Source organism: Ruminococcus sp. (assembly GCF_019417665.1).
Taxonomy (GTDB): domain Bacteria; phylum Bacillota; class Clostridia; order Oscillospirales; family Ruminococcaceae; genus Ruminococcus_C.
In genome coordinates, this window is record NZ_DXUU01000011.1 from 13,677 (window position 1) to 30,758 (window position 17,082).

Genomic DNA, 17,082 nt, shown 5'->3' on the forward strand with positions numbered 1-17,082 from the left:
GCAACGCCAATTTTTATAAAGCCTACCCTTCCACAGGTTCCATTCCATGTTCTCCCAATAAAGAGCGTAAGGCGGAAATGCTGCTGCTCTGTACCCTTGCAATGGGAATGGCGTTCTTTTTTGCTGCCTTTACAGCACCCTGTACCATCTTGTGAGAAACCGTCCGGGTAAACAGAATCATCAGATCCGGCGATCCGATTTTCTTTTCGATAGGTCCCGTCTCCTTGGGAAACACCTTTGCAGTACAACCGTGCACCGTACAGACATCAGCATACTGCCGACTCATCCGTTCATTGCCGCCAATGATCACAACACTCATATCTTCACATCTCAACCTTTCTCAGATAAATTTCTGGAAGCCAAGCTATCCTCTTTCGCAGAAGCTGCATACACAATCGGAGATCTCTTCTATTCGGTTAGCATTGACTAACTATAGAATATCATAGAATTCGTCGTTTGTCAAGCACTTTTTTCAAGTTTTTTGCCCACAAACTAAAAAATCATACATTCTGCATAAGAATCCCGCCCATTTACCGACAATATTCCCGAATTTCTATAAAAAGGGTTGACAAAATTCAACAGCGCAATTATAATGAATAGCGTGCTTTCTGACGTAATCAGTTTCGTCAAAGCTGCACAAAATTACCAAAGGCGTTCTGACAGATGTTTTGCCCTGTCCGCTGCGCTTTAATATTTTAAACACAAGGAGAAGAATATGACAACCGCAATTACAATTGGAATGATCATCATCTATGTTGCCATCATGATGGGGATCGGCGTTTACACCGCCAAACAGACACATTCTGTAAATGATTTCGTCCTGGGCGGACGCAACGTAGGCTCCTGGCTCACAGCATTTGCCTATGGCACATCTTATTTTTCCGCTGTGGTATTCATTGGCTATGCCGGACAATTCGGCTGGACATACGGCATTTCCGCCGCATGGATCGGCGTGGGCAATGCAATTCTGGGCAGTCTGCTGGCGTGGATCGTCCTGGGACGGCGCACACGCATTATGACCCAGTCTCTGGGGGCTAAGACCATGCCGGAATATTTCGAGCGCCGCTGGAACTCCAAAGCACTGAAGATCGCCGCAGCCATCATTGTGTTTATCTTTCTCATTCCCTACACTGCATCGGTATACAACGGACTATCCCGTCTGTTCAACATGGCATTTCAGATCGAATCAGAAGGTGCCTATAAGATCATTATCGTAGTAATGGCACTGCTCACCGCCATTTATGTCATTCTCGGCGGCTATGCAGCTACCGCCATCAACGACTTTATCCAGGGCATCGTTATGCTCATCGGCATTGCAGCCGTAGTCATCTGCACGATCCAGAACCAGGGCGGCTGGACAGAGGCAGTGGCTTCTCTGGGGGAAATCGAAGTCAACAGCAAGATCAACACCCTCAACTCCGTCTTTGGACCGGATCCTTTAAACCTGCTGGGTGTAGTTATCCTGACATCTCTGGGCACCTGGGGACTGCCCCAGATGGTACATAAATTCTATGCCATCAAGAGTGAAAATGCCATCAAAAAAGGCGCTGTGATCTCCACACTGTTTGCTCTGGTAGTTGCCGGCGGTTCCTATTTGTTGGGCGGTTTCGATCGGTTGTTCTGCACACTGGACAGCAATGAAAGCGGTAAGGCCCTCATTTCTACCCTGTCCAACGGCAAACCGGAATATGATGCCATGATTCCGTCACTCCTGAACACAGCGCTGCCGGATCTGCTCATCGGACTGGTAGTTGTTCTGGTACTGTCTGCATCCATGTCTACCCTTTCTTCCCTGGTACTGACATCCAGTTCTACTCTGACCATTGATCTGATCTGCCCAAACATGAAAAAATGCTCGGAGAAAAAGGAAATGATCATCATGCGTATTCTGATTGCCGTATTCCTGATCGTTTCGGTGCTGATTGCATTCAACAAGAACGCCTCTATTTCCACCCTCATGTCCTATTCTTGGGGAGCACTTGCTGGTGCATTCCTGGGACCATTTATGTATGGTCTGTTCAGTAAAAAAGTTACAAAGTCGGCTGTTTGGACAAGCTTTATCACTGGCGTAGGACTAACTCTGGTGCATATGTTCCTGTTCGGCTTCGGCTGGTTTCCAGAGCTTTCTAAGGCAGCAGCAAGCTTTCCATTAAATCTGGCATCTCCCATTAACGCCGGTGCAGTTGCCATGATTCTTTCTCTGATCTTGGTGCCTCTTGTCAGTGCCTGCACAAAAGTAAAGGACACGGCTTATGTAGAAGAAGTATTCCAGTGCTATGCAGTGAAATCAGAAAAAGCAGAATAATGCGGTCTTTATCACGCTGTCACTGAATTGTAACCTATTTGTTATGACAAAGTTCTTGAAAATTCGATCAAATTCTTTTATCATATAATGTAAGACACCCCGCTTGTCGGGGTGTTATTGTTATGATATAATGGGAGAGTCAGCCTATGGTTTTCAGCACAATCGAATTTTTGTTTCAATTCCTGCCTCTTTTTCTTCTGGGGTATTATCTCACACCAACCAAATACCGTAATATTACCCTGATTATTGGCAGCTTGATTTTTTATGCCATCGGCAGCGGCTGGTATACCCTGCTGCTTTTGCTGTCGCTTTTTGTGAACTACAGGCTGTCCCGATTTTTCAGCGGTTCGCATTCCAGAGACCCCCAACGATCCAAACAATTTTTTATCATTGGTTTAGTATATAATTTCGGAACGTTAGTCTTTTTTAAATACACCAATTTTCTCATCGAAAATCTCAATACACTGCTTTCCGTTTTCCATGTCGTGATACCAGAAGTCAATCTGGTAATGCCCCTGGGCATCAGCTTCTACACCTTCCAGATCACCTCGTATCTCATTGACGTATACACAGGAAAAATCAAACCTGCACGGAATATATTGGATCTAGGGACATATATGTGCATGTTCCCCCAGCTGATCTCCGGTCCCATCTGCTGCTACAGCGAAATTGCACCGCAACTGCGGAACCGTCATGTGAATGTGCGGCTTTTAGAAGAAGGCATGGAGACTTTCGTCCTGGGACTTGGTGCAAAAACGCTCCTCGCCAACCCTATGGGTGGACTCTGGAACAATTTAACCGTCATTGGCTTTGACAGCATTTCCACGCCCTATGCATGGCTTGGAGCATTTGCCTACAGTTTTCAGATCTACTTCGACTTCTCCGGCTATTCCATGATGGCTATCGGCGTGGGAAAAATGCTGGGCTTCGATTTGCCCCAAAACTTCAATCTGCCCTACATGTCCAGCTCCGCTTCAGAATTCTGGCGCAGATGGCATATTACGCTAGGACGCTGGTTCCGCAATTACATCTATATTCCCCTTGGCGGCAATCGACAGGGCAAATGGAAAACCATGCGCAATATGCTGGCGGTCTGGGCATTCACAGGGCTGTGGCACGGCGCAAGTTGGAACTACGTTCTCTGGGGACTAATTTTCTTTGTGCTCCTGACTCTGGAAAAGAATGTCTACGGCAAGCTTCTAGAACGTACCCATATTCTGAAACACCTCTACATTATCTTTCTAATTCCCCTCACCTGGATGGTCTTTGCCATTCCGGACATGCACCAACTTGGCACCTATTTCACTCGGCTTTTCCCCTTCCTTTCCTCCGGAGAGATACAATCCAATACACGTGACGTCATGCTGGCACTAAGCAGCTATTGGAAGATCCTGATCCCCTGCGTTTTATTCTGTACACCGCTCCCCCTGCACTATTACAAAAAATACCAAAAAAGTGGTTTCTGCATCCTGGTTCTCCTTTTTATCTTTATCTTTGCAATCCGTGCCATGATGACGCAGACCAACAATCCGTTTTTGTATTTCCAGTTCTGATAAGAAGAAAGGAGTATTGCAGTGAATTATAAAATTGCATCAACGCATTTTCTTGCAAATTTTTTGAAATTTCTCAAACAGTATCCTTTGATTCTTGCATTTGTCATATCCATTGCTGTGGCAAATGTCTGGAAACTGGTGCAAGGTGCCAACAAAATTGACAATCCTGCTACAACGCCGACAGTCACTACAACACTGCCCCAAGAAACCGACGATGCTATTTCCCTGGCAACATCAGCTATCACCACAGAACCCATACCTGTTTTTCAGACAGTGGACGCCTCCTATTTTGACGATGCTCTCTTCATCGGCGATTCCCGGACAGAGGGATTGGCGTTATACGGCGATCTGAGTAATGCAGACTATTTCACAAGCGTGGGCATGTCTATTTTCAAAGTTACGGAAAAATCCGCAGGCAACCCAAACTTGGGTGAAAGCTGCACCTTATCTCAAAAGCTGGCACAAAAGCAGTACGGAAAAGTCTATATCATGCTGGGGCTAAACGAACTGGGAACTGGTACCACCGAAAGCTGGTCACAGACCTATGCTGATGTCATTGCCCAGGTACGCCAGGCGCAGCCCAATGCTATCATTTATCTCCAAAGCATCCTGGTAGTCTCAGCATCTCAGAACGATCCAAGCAGTGCCATCAACAATACTGCAGTCAACACACGAAACGCCGCATTAGAAGCCCTTGCAAATCCACAGAACAATATTTATTATCTCAATGTCAACGAAGCGGTCATGGATGCAAACGGCTGTTTGGATGCTTCTTTGACATCAGATGGCATTCACCTGCTGGGAAATTCTCTCTCCCTCTGGGAAGACTATCTGAAACAACATGCGATTAACAGCAACGGAACTGCTGGGATGAGTACCGTCCCCACCTCACCCACGACTTATACAACAGCAGTTCCCACTGCACCGCTTTCAGAATAAATACCTAGCAATTACTACAAAAAAGACGTGTGTCCCAACAAACAGGATACACGTCTTTTTATAACAGTCATTTTCTGTATCAGCCGATCACACCAACAATACCACAGATCAACACCAGAATACCGATAACAATCCGATACCATCCAAATACTGTGAAATCGTGCTTCTTAATGTAGGACATCAGGAACCGGATAACAACCACCGACACAAGAAAAGCGGAGATCATACCCACCAGCAGAATTGCCGTTTCCATACCAGTTGCAGGCAGTCCACACTTCACCAGTTTCAACAGACTTGCGCCGAACATAACGGGTACCGCCAGGAAGAAGGTAAATTCCGCTGCTGCGGTTCTGGATACGCCAAGCAGCAATGCACCAACAATTGTAGCACCTGAACGAGATGTCCCCGGAAATATTGCTGCGATCACCTGAAATACACCGATCATCAGCACAGTACTGTATTTCAGTGAGGCAATACTATTCATTTTCGGCGTTTTGGTTTTGTTCCATCGTTCGATCCAGATAAATGCCACACCGAACAAAATCAGCATGATTGCCACAGTCCATGCATTATACAAATGCTCGTTGCACCAGTCATCTAACAGCAGACCGATCACTGCTGCCGGCAGGCAGGCTGTGATGACTTTACACCACATTTGCAGCACATCTTTTTTTACACACGCCCCGAAACCGCTCTGTGCCATAGGCTTAGGATTGTTCTGCTTACCAAAGGGCCACAGGCTCTTCCAGTAGATCACCACGACTGCCATAATGGCACCCAGTTGAATCACCACATCGAACATTTCTTTAAATGTATCGGAAGCATCCAGGGATAGAAATTCGTCCAGCAGAATCAGATGTCCGGTACTGCTGATTGGCAGCCACTCCGTGATACCTTCTACGATACCAAAAATCAGTGCTTTGATCAGTTCCCAAATCATAAGTATTGTATCCTTTCATCAATTCAGTCGTCATAAATATATGCCGCTGTTTTTTATTGTAACACAATTTCCCGCATCCGTCAATGATTTCCGAGGAATTTATCACAGCACATTCCGAGGAATTTATCACAGCACACCCTTTTCTGTCTGTTCTCATTTCCGCCCATTCCGCATATGCTGTATCAAATATTACAACTGGAGTGAGGTATCATGAAAGAACAGCCCGAAACACGTGCCGTGATTCTCGGCGAATATATTGTTCGGCAAAAAGCAACCGTCCGTGCCGCAGCGGAGTGGTTCGGCGTGTCAAAAAGCACTGTGCACAAGGATGTCAGCGAACGGCTAGAGCAGCTTCAGCCGGAATTATATACACAGGTCAAGGAGATCCTCGAACAGAACAAACAGGAACGACACATCCGAGGCGGGCTTGCTACCAAACGGAAATACGAGCTGCGCCGAAAACAAGAGGAGGAATATCAGGCAAAAAACTATGCCAGCTGATCTGAAAAGACCCTGTACCCGACTGTTGCCGGATACAGGGCCTTTCTTTTTATTTGTGTGATTCAGAGCTTATTGCCCCAACAGAAAACGCAACATTGCAACAATATCAGATAGATTGTATTCCCCGTCACGATTGAAGTCACGTGTTTCCATTTCCGGGATGCTGTAGCTATCTGCCGGAGCTAAAATATCCTGCCGTGCCAACGCCAGGTCAAAACCATTAACAATACCGTTCTTATCAAAATCACCTGGAATTGCACTGACAATTTCCGTTATTACAGTGGTGGTAGTTGTCTCATCATTAGTTACCTTGGTGGTCGTAGTTCCCGATTGAATATCACCATTATTGGTATAGAGGTCTGCCGGCAGTTCATCCAAAGTAATACAATATTCACTCTGGTACAATTCCTTCACAGTGTCTGGATTGTTCTTCTGATCCGACAGAATATGATCGCCATACCACGGGCAGAAATACAGCCATGCTGCCTTTTCGACCTGCATGTTACTCAGGCTCGGAATGGTATCATTTTCCGGCATTGCAACCATCTTTTTACCGTTTACATAGTTGTACAAGGAGTAGAACAAGGAGCTTTCTGCATCCTCGTTCGGACCGCTGGACAGACCATCATGACGATTGTACTCCGTATTATACTTGTCGTATCCGACAATATCGACATAGTCGTCGCCCACATACCACTGTGCGGACTCATCCGACCACGCATAGAGGTTTTCTTCCCAGATAATGTTATGCAAACCATAGTCCACTGTCAGCGCATTGTACAGATACTTCCAGAGTGCCTTAAATGCTTCTGCGCCATCCTGTGACCACCAGAACCATGCGCCGCTGCCGTCGAGACCACCGTTACCCTCTGCTTCATGGAACGGACGGAAAATCAGCGGAACGCCGGCATCCTGGAGACGTGTGAACTGCTCTGCCAGATCTTCAATGGCCATATTCAAATATTCATTTTCCTTTGTGCCCTCAGTGACAGCATTTACCACACTGAATGTAGAGTTGTTGGCATAAGAACATTCTGTCCAATCCAAAGTATCCCCTGGCGTATAATTGGTGAAATCCTTCGGCAGATTGATATGCCAGCACGCTGTGGCAATACCATTACGTTCCTTTACCCATTCAATGCAGCGCTCTGTGGTGTTGTCATCCCAACCGTAAAGGGGATTGTAGTTCATAAAGTCGAAACCGCGGATCGCCGGAAGCTTTCCTGACAATCCCTCAATATAATCGAACTCCAGCTCATAGTCGCCGTCATTGCCGCCGCCGTAAATCTCCTGCTGTCCGGAGATGATATGAGAGCCATAGACAGAAGTCAAATAGTTCATCAGAGACTTTGTCTCTGCCGTTGCGTCCGAATCACATGTGGTAGGCTCCACAGTCAGATCCGGCATTTCTGCCTCCTGAATGGTGATCGTATCATAACAGCCATAACCATACTGAGGCTTGATCTCAATAGTATTCTTGCCCTCTTTTAAACGAAACCGGCCTACATTCAGATCCTGGAACGAATCAGAATAGGGGAATTTGATCATATAATCTGTTCCGTTAATAGAGAATGTCTGCATTCTGCCATCGTTATCCAAAATCTGGGCACAATGTACACTAATCTCATACATACCCTCGTAGGGTGCTTCCACGGTCATGGTCAATGTTTCACCAGTCAGATAGACAAAACCCTCACCAGAATAACCCGGCAGCTGTTTCCCATAAATATCCGTCCAGATTTGGGGCGATCCCCCGTCGGTAGTTTTCAGATCCTCACATTCTGACTGAAAAATCACCTCAGCAGCACTTGCTGTCATTGCAAGAGGAACAGCCTGTACCATACCTGCGCACAGGGCAGCTGCAACGCTCACGCTCCCCAAACGCTTCCAAAATTTCTGCATGACTGATTCATCCTTTCCACACATTACATACCGTCCCATTTTTTCTATATCTAGAAACATTGCCGGGGCAGGCACACAACATCTTGTATGATTGATACATCTATTATACACCCTCCCTAAAAATTTGTCAATAGTTCCAAAGAAATTTGACAAAGCTTACGCATAGAGTTTTTCATAAGGCAATACTGCATAGAATTGACAAACTTTTTTCTTCATGTTATAATGTAATGAGAATAGTTCTTATTTATTTTTTAAAACGAGGCGATCCATTGTGTATAATCCAAACTCTCTCCGTGCAGAGGAATTTATTGACCATGCCGAAGTCATGGACTCCCTGGCATATGCTGCACAGCATAAAAATGACAAGACGCTGCTGGCTGAGATCCTGGCAAAGGCAGAACTGCGAAAGGGACTGAATCACCGAGAAGCGGCTGTGCTTCTGCTTTGTGAGGACGCCGCAGTTACTGAACAGATCAACCGCCTGGCAAAACAGATCAAGCTGGACTTTTACGGCAGCCGTATTGTGATATTTGCCCCCCTGTATCTTTCCAATTACTGTGTGAACGGATGCGTCTACTGCCCGTACCATGCCAAAAATAAGCACATAGTACGAAAAAAGCTGACCCAGCAGGATATTGTCCGAGAAGTCACTGCATTACAGGACATGGGACACAAGCGGCTTGCCATTGAAGCCGGCGAAGATCCGGTGCACAATCCCATTTCCTATATTCTGGAGTGTATTGACACTATCTATCATATTCACCACAAAAACGGTGCCATCCGCCGAGTCAATGTAAACATTGCCGCAACGACCGAAGAAGAATACCACATGCTTAAAGAAGCCGGCATCGGCACTTATATTTTATTCCAGGAAACGTATCACAAAGAAAGCTATGAAAAACTCCACCCCACCGGGCCGAAGCATGATTATGCCTATCACACCGAAGCTATGGACCGTGCCATGGCGGGTGGTATTGATGATGTAGGGCTGGGCGTACTGTTCGGTTTGGAGAATTATCCCTATGAGCTGGTAGCCCTTCTCATGCACGCAGAGCATCTGGAAGCTGTGCACGGCGTAGGTCCCCACACTATCAGCGTTCCCAGGATCAAACGTGCAGAGGATATCGACCCGGACGATTTTGACAACGGCATTGACGATGATATTTTTGCTAAAATCTGCGCCCTGATCCGCATTTCCGTTCCATACACCGGCATGATCATTTCTACACGGGAGAGCCAGGCTGTCCGGGAACGTGTCTTGCCCCTGGGCATTTCCCAGATCAGCGGCGGTTCACGCACAAGTGTTGGCGGCTATGATATTCCAGAACCGAAAGAAGAAAATTCTGCTCAATTCGACGTCAGCGACCAGCGTTCTCTGGACGAAGTAGTATACTGGCTTATGAAACTGGGATATATCCCCAGCTTCTGCACTGCCTGTTACCGTGCCGGACGTACTGGTGACCGGTTTATGTCCCTGTGCAAAAGCGGACAGATTCAGAACTGCTGCCATCCCAATGCCCTGATCACTTTACAAGAGTATCTGGAGGACTATGCCTCATCAGAAACAAAACAGCTGGGACAGGCATTGATAGGGCAGCAGTTGAGAGATATTCCAAATGAAAAGACTCGTGCGAAAACGGAACAGTTCCTGCGTGAAATTGCAGCAGGAGCAAGAGATTTCCGGTTCTGAACACCGGGAGGTTATGCCATGAATTACTATGTTGTGGATGCTTTTGCAGACAAGCTCTTCCGGGGAAACCCAGCTGGTGTCTGCATTCTAGAACATGAGATCCCTGATACACTGATGCAGAAGATTGCTGCGGAAAACAATCTTTCCGAGACTGCTTTTTTATACAAAAATCAGCAGCAGTACAATCTCCGCTGGTTCACGCCCACATTTGAAATCGACCTGTGCGGTCACGCCACATTGGCGACAGCATTCGTCCTCTGTACCTGTCTGGAACCCCATTTGCAGGAAGTCTCCTTCCACACAGTCAGCGGCATTCTGCATGTTATCCGACATGGCAACCGCTTTGAAATGTCCTTTCCTCTGCGTACCCCTGAAAAAATCCCTGTCACACAGGAAATGATCGCTGCACTTGGAACAGAACCGTTGGAAGTATACGCCGCACGTGATCTGTATGTTCTCTTGGAAAACAAACAGGCAGTGAAAGACTTCCTGCCAGATTATCAGCGTTTGAGCAAACTCAGTGACTGGATGGGGATCGCCGTAACAGCAAAGGGAACAGATGCTGATTTTGTGTCCCGGTTCTTCTGCCCGGAGTTGAAACTAGAAGACCCTGTCACTGGTTCCTCCCACAGCAGTTTAATCCCTCTCTGGCATGAAAAACTAGGCAAAACCGATTTTCTGGCAAAACAACTATCGGAACGAGGCGGCGTGTTATACTGTTCCATGGGGAAAGAGGACGTAAAAATATCTGGTGAAGCGAAACTGTATCTGCACGGGGAAATATTCGTACCGGAGGAAGCATGACCATGGAACAAGATCTCAACCAAACTCCACGGGGAAACCGCATACACATCGGCTTTTTCGGGCGACGCAATGCCGGAAAATCTAGTTTGGTGAACGCTGTCACCGGACAACATATTGCCATTGTTTCCGATATCCGTGGAACCACAACCGACCCAGTGGAAAAGGCAATGGAACTACTGCCCATCGGCCCTGTTGTGGTGATTGACACGCCCGGACTAGATGATGTGGGAGAACTGGGCGAAATGCGTATCGCACGAACCCAGCGCACGCTGGAGCACACCGATCTGGCAGTGCTTGTGGTGGATGGTACTGTAGGCATGATGCCGGAGGACAATGCACTTCTGGAACAACTGAAAAACCGACATATTCCCTATCTTATTGCATGGAACAAATCGGACACAGCGATACTGCCAAAAATCCTGCCGCCCGATACAGTTCCGGTCAGCGCAATCACAGGCAAAGGAATTACAACCTTGAAAGAACAGCTTGCCGCACGTTATCAAAGACAAATTACTGATCAGAAAGTGCGTTCTATCTTCGGCAATTGGCTCAGCCCGGAAGATATCGTGGTGCTTGTCACTCCCATCGACGAATCTGCACCAAAAGGGCGCATGATCCTGCCCCAGGTACAGGCAATCCGGGAGATATTGGACAAGACGGCAATCTGCCTTGTCGCTCAGCCGGAACAGCTTGCCTTTTCCCTGAAAATGCTCCGGCAACCTCCGAAACTGGTGGTCACAGACAGCCAGGCATTTGGTCAGGTCAAGGAAATCGTCCCGGATGCGATACCGCTTACATCCTTTTCCATTTTATTTGCCCATTACAAAGGTGTACTGAAACCGGCTGTGCAGGCGGTGAAAACATTGGAAACACTCCCGGAAAACAGCCGCATCCTGATTTCCGAAGGCTGTACGCATCACCGGCAATGCAATGACATCGGTACAGTGAAGCTGCCAAAGTGGATTCAAGCGCATACAGGAAAGACATTTCAGTTTGACTTCACTTCGGGAAATACCTTTCCGGAGGATCTGTCTCCCTATCAGCTGGTGGTGCACTGCGGCGGCTGTATGCTGAATCAGCGGGAAATGGAATCCCGTGCCGCACGAGCTGCTGCCCAGGGCGTGCCCTATACCAATTACGGAACATTGATTGCCTATCTCAATGGCATTCTGGAACGGAGTCTGACAGTTCTGGAACAATTATAAGCCCAAACATAAAAGAAAACCTTTCTGCCCATCAAAAGCAGAAAGGTTTTTTGTCATTTATATAGAATGTTTCTTTTTCGGATAAGGCTCTCTGATATCTGTCCGTCCCATTAGATAATCCACGCTTGTTTGAAAGATATCCGCGATCTTTCCCAATATTTCCGGCGAAATCATGCGAGAACCCACTTCATAGCTGGAATACGTCCGGCGGTTGATAAACAAAAGATCCGCCATATGTTGCTGCGTGAAATCTGCATCTTCCCGTAAATTCCGAATACGTTCATATGCCATAGAGTAAACCTCCTATTGATTTCCTCTATTATTTTATCATGCTGTCATTTATACTATTGACATTTGGCACAATTTGTGGCATAATAAAGAAAAAGAAAGTGAGGTGCTTCTATGGATAACTACAAGAAAACCTATTTTATGCTTTTTTCTTCGATTTGCGATACAGTTGAAGCTTTAGAACATCTCTTCGAAAATACACAAATCGAAGATAATATCAAATTGCAATTACAAAATCAAATTGACAATTTGAAATTTGCTCAACAACGTACAGAAGAAATGTTGATTTCCGAAGCAAAATAAAAACAGTATTAAACAAAAAACCTTTCTGCCCATCAAAAAGCAGAAAGGTTTTTCTCATATTCGAACAATAATTTATTTCGACTTCTTCACAGCCGCCACAATCGCTTTTACGATCTGCACCAGCACCATAGAGCCAAAGCTAAATCCATACATTGCAGCAATGAGCACACCCGGCAGGTTATTTTCGATCTGGAACAGACCATGCAGACCCGGAATCCACAGCACTGCATTGATGAGGATCATACCCACTGCAAATGCCATAAGACCAAACTTGTTGTTCCACAGACGCTTGGAAAAAATCACCGGTTCGTCTGCCTTACAGCTGAAACCGTGGAACAGTCGGGACATGCACAGCGTTGCAAACGCCATAGTCATTGCTGCACTGGCATTATGTGCACCATCGTAGAAATAACCAAGCAAGAATGCACCGATAGTTGCCAGACTGATGATAACACCGGAATAGCCCACACGCATGAGGAAGTCCTTTGTCAGAATAGACTCTCCTGCCGGTCTGGGTTTCTTCTTCATGACAGAATCCATATGCGGTTCCAGTCCCAGAGCAATTGCCGGGAGAGAATCCGTCAGCAGATTGATAAACAGCAGGTGTATTGCCGCAAAAGGCACCGGTAAACCTGCTAATGAGCAGAACAGCACGGCAATAATGCCGGCAAGATTGCCTGACAGCAGGAACAGAATGGCTTTTTTGATATTCTCATAAATGTTTCGCCCATTCTTGACTGCCTTGACAATGGTAGCAAAATTGTCGTCCGTCAGGATCATGGCTGCCGCATCCTTGGAAACCTCCGTTCCCGTAATACCCATTGCCACGCCAACATCTGCCTGCTTCAATGCCGGTGCATCGTTGACGCCGTCACCAGTCATGGCAACAATATTACCCCGAGTCTGCCATGCACGGACGATACGGATCTTGTGCTCCGGTGTCACACGGGCATAAACCGATTTGTCTGCCACAAAATCCACCAGCTGTTCATCTGTGTATGCATCCAGAGCAGAACCCTCTACAGCCTCTTCCGGCTTCTCCAGAATACCGATTTCCTTTGCAATAGCAGACGCTGTCACAATATGGTCGCCGGTAATCATAACTGGCTTAATGCCCGCAGACTTACACTCTGCAACTGCCTGCTTCGACTCCACACGAGGCGGATCCATCTCAGCCATCAGCCCTAAATAGGTCAGACCGTTTTCATCCTCTGCCGACAGCGTATCGCCGGAGAATTCCTTCGCCGCAAAACACAGCACGCGCAATCCCTGTTCGGAAAGCTGCTCTACTTGTTCCACGATCTCCTGCTTTTCTACCTGGGAACATGTCATCCGATCCAACAGCACATCTGCCGCACCCTTGGTGTACATTTTCCGTACTCCACCGCAGTCATTCAGAGTAGACATGAGCTTCCGATCAGAATCAAAAGGAATTTCACTGATACGTGCACATTCCTGACGCATAGTCTCATCTGAGAGCCCATGATCCTGGGCAAACCGCACCAGTGCCGTCTCCGTGGGATCTCCGATTTCCACGCCGTCCTTAAAAGTCGCATCATTACATAATACCGAAGCCAGGATCAACTCATGCTCTGCTTCATTTTCCGGATTCACATCATCTGCCGTAATAATATGCTGCTGTGCCACAATTTTCCGGACAGTCATTTTGTTCTGCGTCAGAGTTCCGGTCTTATCAGAACAAATGACAGATACAGAGCCTAAGCCCTCAACTGCCTGAAGTTTTCGCATAATGGCATTTTCACGGGACATTTTCTGTGTACCGAAAGAAAGCACAATGGTGACAATGGAGCTGAGGGCTTCCGGAATCGCCGCAACTGCCAATGCAATGGCAAACATCAAGGAGTCCATAACAGCATTGAAGTTGATGCTGTCTGCACGCACCAGACTCAACACAAATACCAGAGCGCAGATCACCAGAATGGCCATAGAAAGCCGCTTGCCGAACTGATCCAGTGTCTTTTGCAGGGGTGTTTTTCTTGCCTCTGCATTCTGGATCAGCGTCGCAATTTTACCCACTTCCGTGCTCATGCCAATGTCTGTCACCACACAGGTACCACGGCCATAGGTAACAAATCCGCCGGAATACACCATGTTTTTCCGATCAGCCAGAGGCACTTCACTAGTAATAAGATCAAGGCTCTTTTCCACATTGGTACTCTCACCAGTGAGCGCACTTTCATTCGTTTGCAGTGATGCGCAGTCAATAAGTCTGCCGTCTGCCGGGATCTGGTCGCCAGCCTCCAGAAGCACCACATCACCCACAGTGATCTCCTCTGCCGCGAGCACCAGCTTTTCTCCACCACGCAATACCTTTGCTGTCGGAGATGAGAGTTTTTTTAGGTTAGACAAGGATTTCTCAGCCTTTACCGTCTGCACCGTGCCCAAAATGGCATTCATGGTAATGACGGCAATAATAACCAGAAAACTCTCCAGGTCCCCGGTAAATGCAGAGATCAAAGCAGCAACGATCAGAATAATAACCAGAAAATCCTTGAACTGCTCCAGGAAGATCAGCCAGGTGGGTTTCTTCTTTCCCTCAGCAATGGCATTTTTTCCGTACTGCTCCGCATGTCTGGCAGCCGTCTCCGAAGAAAGCCCCTCAGGGCTGGTTTCCAGCTCACGGAAAATCTCCTCTGGCTGCTGCCGATAGCGTTCGTTCATACACAACATTCCTTTCCTTTTGTAGCATTTTTGCGGTTCGGTTGACAAAAGCGGACAAACAAAAACGGCAAGCCTTTACGGAACCGACACCTATCTTGTCTGCCATGCTCCGTAAAAGTCTCGCCGTTTAGATATGAAGCGGGCTGCTTTCACAGCCGTACTGACGCCGCATAAACAGGGTTCCCCCTGCCAGCTACTCTCTTTTACTCTATTATTATACCCAGATTCTTTCGTTTTGTCAAGAGGAATTTGAAATTTTTTTCAAATAACTGCCGAGATCATTTCTTTCTTCCACAAAAAACAAGACTGACAGCGCCAGAGCACCGTCAGTCTCATTTGATTTATCAAATAGAATTATCTCAGCAATTAGTCATTGACCTTGCGAGCATAATCCGGCAGGAGCATCGGAGAAACGGTATCTGCCTGAATACCAGCGTTTGCCAGTTCCTTTTCGAACTTTGCAACGTGATCCAGCGTCAGCTTTCCCACAACAACATCCTTTGCCTTTGCTGCAGCATACTTACCAGCGTTACGACCAAATACAATAACGTCTAGCAGAGAGTTACCCATCAGACGGTTACGGCCGTGCACACCACCAGCAGCCTCACCAGCAACAAACAGATTTTCCACGCAGGTCTGGCTGTCAGTGCCGACCTTTACGCCGCCGTTCTGATAGTGCAGTGTAGGATATACAATGATTGGCTGCTTACGGATATCAATACCGTACTTGCCAAACATACGCAGCATAGCCGGGATGCGCTTTTCGATGGTACCCTCGCCGTTTTTCAGTTCGATCATCGGTGTGTCGAGCCATACACCCTGACCCTCCGGTGTCTTGACCTGATTGCCGCGCTTGCACTCACGAATGATAGATGCAGCAGCAACATCACGGGTTTCCAGCGGATGCATGAATACTTCACCGTTCACATTAACCAGCTTTGCGCCCAAAGAACGAACCTTTTCGGTAACCAATGCACCGAAGATCTGTTCCGGGAAAGCCGCACCAGTGGGGTGATACTGGAGCGTATCCTGATACAGCAGCGGAGCACCGACACGATATGCCAATACCAGACCATCTGCGGTTGCGCCATAATGGTTGGAAGTCGGGAATCCCTGATAGTGCATTCTGCCTGCACCACCGGTAGCGATGATAACGACCTTTGCCTTTGCAATCAGGATCTCGCCAGTTTCCATGTTTTGGAGAACAGCACCTGCGCAGTGACCCTTGTCGTCCATGATCAGCTCAATTGCAGAAGTGAAATCTACAACCGGAATCTCACGGTTCAGCACCTCGTCACGAAGTGTACGCATGATCTCTGCACCGGAATAGTCCTTTGCAGCGTGCATTCTCTTGCGAGAAGTACCGCCGCCGTGGGTGGTGATCATGTTGCCTTCAGCGTCCTTATCGAACTCTACACCCAGTTCGTTCAGCCACTGGATGCAGTCCGGTGCCTCGGTAACCAGCTTGTAAACCAGTTCCTTGTCTGCTGCAAAGTGACCGCCGCCATAAGCGTCCAGGAAGTGCTGTGCCGGGGAATCGTTGGGCTTATCTGCAGCCTGGATGCCGCCTTCTGCCATCATGGTGTTTGCATCACCGATACGCAGCTTGGTTACGATCATCACTTTTGCGCCTACATTGTCAGCTTCAATTGCAGCAGAAGCACCTGCGCCGCCGCCGCCGATGATCAGCACATCAGTCTCATAGTCCGGACAGGACAGATCCGGCAGATCATCCTTGATACGACTGTCTGCCTGGAGCAGACGAACCAATTCCTTCGGAGCCTTTTCACCCTTGTTCGGACCAACAGTGATGGTATCAAACTGGTCGGTACGATAGTCCGGGTGATATGTTTTCAGCAGGGTGTCCTTTTCCTCCGCAATCATTCTTCTCGGTTCCATTGCAGCATTTTCTGCTCTCGCAGCCTCTACCAGCTTAATGGATTCCAGCATTTCTTCAGTATACATTCTGC

The 17,082-nt window shown here is 47.4% G+C and carries 14 protein-coding genes; 8 read left to right on the forward strand and 6 right to left on the reverse strand.

Annotation, left to right across the window (positions count from 1 at the left end; genetic code table 11):
- Positions 1–22 precede the first annotated feature (22 nt).
- Positions 23–319, reverse strand: a complete 297-nt coding sequence (locus QZ375_RS04560; RefSeq protein ID WP_295215897.1) for a DUF2325 domain-containing protein — start codon at positions 317–319, stop codon at positions 23–25.
- Between the two features lie 396 nt (positions 320–715).
- Between QZ375_RS04560 and QZ375_RS04565 the strand changes: the two genes are divergently transcribed.
- From QZ375_RS04565 to QZ375_RS04575, 3 genes are all read left to right on the forward strand, one after another.
- The gene (locus tag QZ375_RS04565; RefSeq protein WP_295215900.1) at positions 716–2,305 is read left to right on the forward strand and encodes a sodium/solute symporter; all 1,590 of its coding nucleotides are present in this window, start codon (positions 716–718) and stop codon (positions 2,303–2,305) included.
- A 146-nt stretch (positions 2,306–2,451) separates the two neighbouring features.
- Positions 2,452–3,858, forward strand: coding sequence for an MBOAT family O-acyltransferase (locus QZ375_RS04570; protein ID WP_295215902.1), 1,407 nt, complete (start codon positions 2,452–2,454; stop codon positions 3,856–3,858).
- A 21-nt stretch (positions 3,859–3,879) separates the two neighbouring features.
- Positions 3,880–4,797 carry a GDSL-type esterase/lipase family protein gene (locus tag QZ375_RS04575; RefSeq protein WP_295215905.1) on the forward strand — a complete coding sequence of 306 codons (918 nt, stop codon included), beginning with the start codon at positions 3,880–3,882 and terminating at the stop codon, positions 4,795–4,797.
- Between the two features lie 79 nt (positions 4,798–4,876).
- On the opposite strand, the gene QZ375_RS04580 is transcribed toward QZ375_RS04575, so the two are convergent.
- The gene (locus QZ375_RS04580; RefSeq protein WP_295215908.1) at positions 4,877–5,737 is read right to left on the reverse strand and encodes an undecaprenyl-diphosphate phosphatase; all 861 of its coding nucleotides are present in this window, start codon (positions 5,735–5,737) and stop codon (positions 4,877–4,879) included.
- Between the two features lie 210 nt (positions 5,738–5,947).
- Here QZ375_RS04580 and QZ375_RS04585 point away from each other — a divergent pair, with 210 nt between their 5' ends.
- On the forward strand, positions 5,948–6,238 hold the full coding sequence (locus QZ375_RS04585; RefSeq protein ID WP_295215911.1) for a sporulation transcriptional regulator SpoIIID: 291 nt from the start codon (positions 5,948–5,950) through the stop codon (positions 6,236–6,238).
- Positions 6,239–6,307: 69 nt separating this feature from the next.
- On the opposite strand, the gene QZ375_RS04590 is transcribed toward QZ375_RS04585, so the two are convergent.
- The gene (locus tag QZ375_RS04590) at positions 6,308–8,140 is read right to left on the reverse strand and encodes a glycosyl hydrolase (protein ID WP_295215914.1); all 1,833 of its coding nucleotides are present in this window, start codon (positions 8,138–8,140) and stop codon (positions 6,308–6,310) included.
- Positions 8,141–8,411: 271 nt separating this feature from the next.
- On the opposite strand from QZ375_RS04590, the gene hydG reads away from it, so the two are divergent.
- Genes hydG through hydF form a run of 3 tightly spaced genes read left to right on the forward strand, consistent with a single transcriptional unit; the run spans position 8,412 to position 11,839 of the window.
- A complete protein-coding gene (gene hydG, locus QZ375_RS04595) occupies positions 8,412–9,830 on the forward strand; it encodes a [FeFe] hydrogenase H-cluster radical SAM maturase HydG (protein WP_295215917.1) in 1,419 nt (472 codons plus the stop codon).
- Positions 9,831–9,848: 18 nt separating this feature from the next.
- Positions 9,849–10,634, forward strand: coding sequence for a PhzF family phenazine biosynthesis protein (locus tag QZ375_RS04600; RefSeq protein ID WP_295215921.1), 786 nt, complete (start codon positions 9,849–9,851; stop codon positions 10,632–10,634).
- Entirely contained in the window at positions 10,631–11,839 is a 1,209-nt protein-coding gene (gene hydF, locus QZ375_RS04605; RefSeq protein ID WP_295215924.1) for a [FeFe] hydrogenase H-cluster maturation GTPase HydF, read from the forward strand. The genes QZ375_RS04600 and hydF overlap by 4 nt, the downstream gene beginning before the upstream one ends.
- Before the next feature lie 57 nt (positions 11,840–11,896).
- Here the strand turns inward: hydF and QZ375_RS04610 are convergent, their stop codons facing one another.
- Positions 11,897–12,130 (reverse strand): helix-turn-helix transcriptional regulator, encoded by a 234-nt coding sequence (locus QZ375_RS04610; protein WP_295215926.1) that lies wholly within the window; start codon positions 12,128–12,130, stop codon positions 11,897–11,899.
- 111 nt (positions 12,131–12,241) lie between these two features.
- On the opposite strand from QZ375_RS04610, the gene QZ375_RS04615 reads away from it, so the two are divergent.
- Positions 12,242–12,430: a hypothetical protein gene (locus QZ375_RS04615; protein WP_295215929.1), complete on the forward strand. Its 189-nt coding sequence runs from the start codon at positions 12,242–12,244 to the stop codon at positions 12,428–12,430.
- Between the two features lie 72 nt (positions 12,431–12,502).
- Here QZ375_RS04615 and QZ375_RS04620 read toward each other — a convergent pair whose 3' ends face one another.
- Positions 12,503–15,112, reverse strand: coding sequence for a cation-translocating P-type ATPase (locus QZ375_RS04620; RefSeq protein ID WP_295215931.1), 2,610 nt, complete (start codon positions 15,110–15,112; stop codon positions 12,503–12,505).
- Positions 15,113–15,478: 366 nt separating this feature from the next.
- The gene (locus tag QZ375_RS04625) at positions 15,479–17,077 is read right to left on the reverse strand and encodes an FAD-dependent oxidoreductase (protein ID WP_295215934.1); all 1,599 of its coding nucleotides are present in this window, start codon (positions 17,075–17,077) and stop codon (positions 15,479–15,481) included.
- Positions 17,078–17,082: the final 5 nt, after the last annotated feature.

Excerpts from the sequence above, each read along its gene's own strand:
- QZ375_RS04590 (WP_295215914.1), bottom strand. The coding sequence starts at position 8,140 with ATGCAGAAATTTTGGAAGCGTTTGGGGAGCGTGAGCGTTGCAGCTGCC.
- hydF (WP_295215924.1), top strand. The coding sequence starts at position 10,631 with ATGACCATGGAACAAGATCTCAACCAAACTCCACGGGGAAACCGCATA.
- QZ375_RS04585 (WP_295215911.1), top strand. The coding sequence starts at position 5,948 with ATGAAAGAACAGCCCGAAACACGTGCCGTGATTCTCGGCGAATATATT.
- QZ375_RS04615 (WP_295215929.1), top strand. The coding sequence starts at position 12,242 with ATGGATAACTACAAGAAAACCTATTTTATGCTTTTTTCTTCGATTTGC.
- QZ375_RS04610 (WP_295215926.1), bottom strand. The coding sequence starts at position 12,130 with ATGGCATATGAACGTATTCGGAATTTACGGGAAGATGCAGATTTCACG.
- QZ375_RS04620 (WP_295215931.1), bottom strand. The coding sequence starts at position 15,112 with ATGAACGAACGCTATCGGCAGCAGCCAGAGGAGATTTTCCGTGAGCTG.
- QZ375_RS04600 (WP_295215921.1), top strand. The coding sequence starts at position 9,849 with ATGAATTACTATGTTGTGGATGCTTTTGCAGACAAGCTCTTCCGGGGA.
- QZ375_RS04570 (WP_295215902.1), top strand. The coding sequence starts at position 2,452 with ATGGTTTTCAGCACAATCGAATTTTTGTTTCAATTCCTGCCTCTTTTT.
- QZ375_RS04625 (WP_295215934.1), bottom strand. The coding sequence starts at position 17,077 with ATGTATACTGAAGAAATGCTGGAATCCATTAAGCTGGTAGAGGCTGCG.
- QZ375_RS04580 (WP_295215908.1), bottom strand. The coding sequence starts at position 5,737 with ATGATTTGGGAACTGATCAAAGCACTGATTTTTGGTATCGTAGAAGGT.
- QZ375_RS04560 (WP_295215897.1), bottom strand. The coding sequence starts at position 319 with ATGAGTGTTGTGATCATTGGCGGCAATGAACGGATGAGTCGGCAGTAT.
- QZ375_RS04565 (WP_295215900.1), top strand. The coding sequence starts at position 716 with ATGACAACCGCAATTACAATTGGAATGATCATCATCTATGTTGCCATC.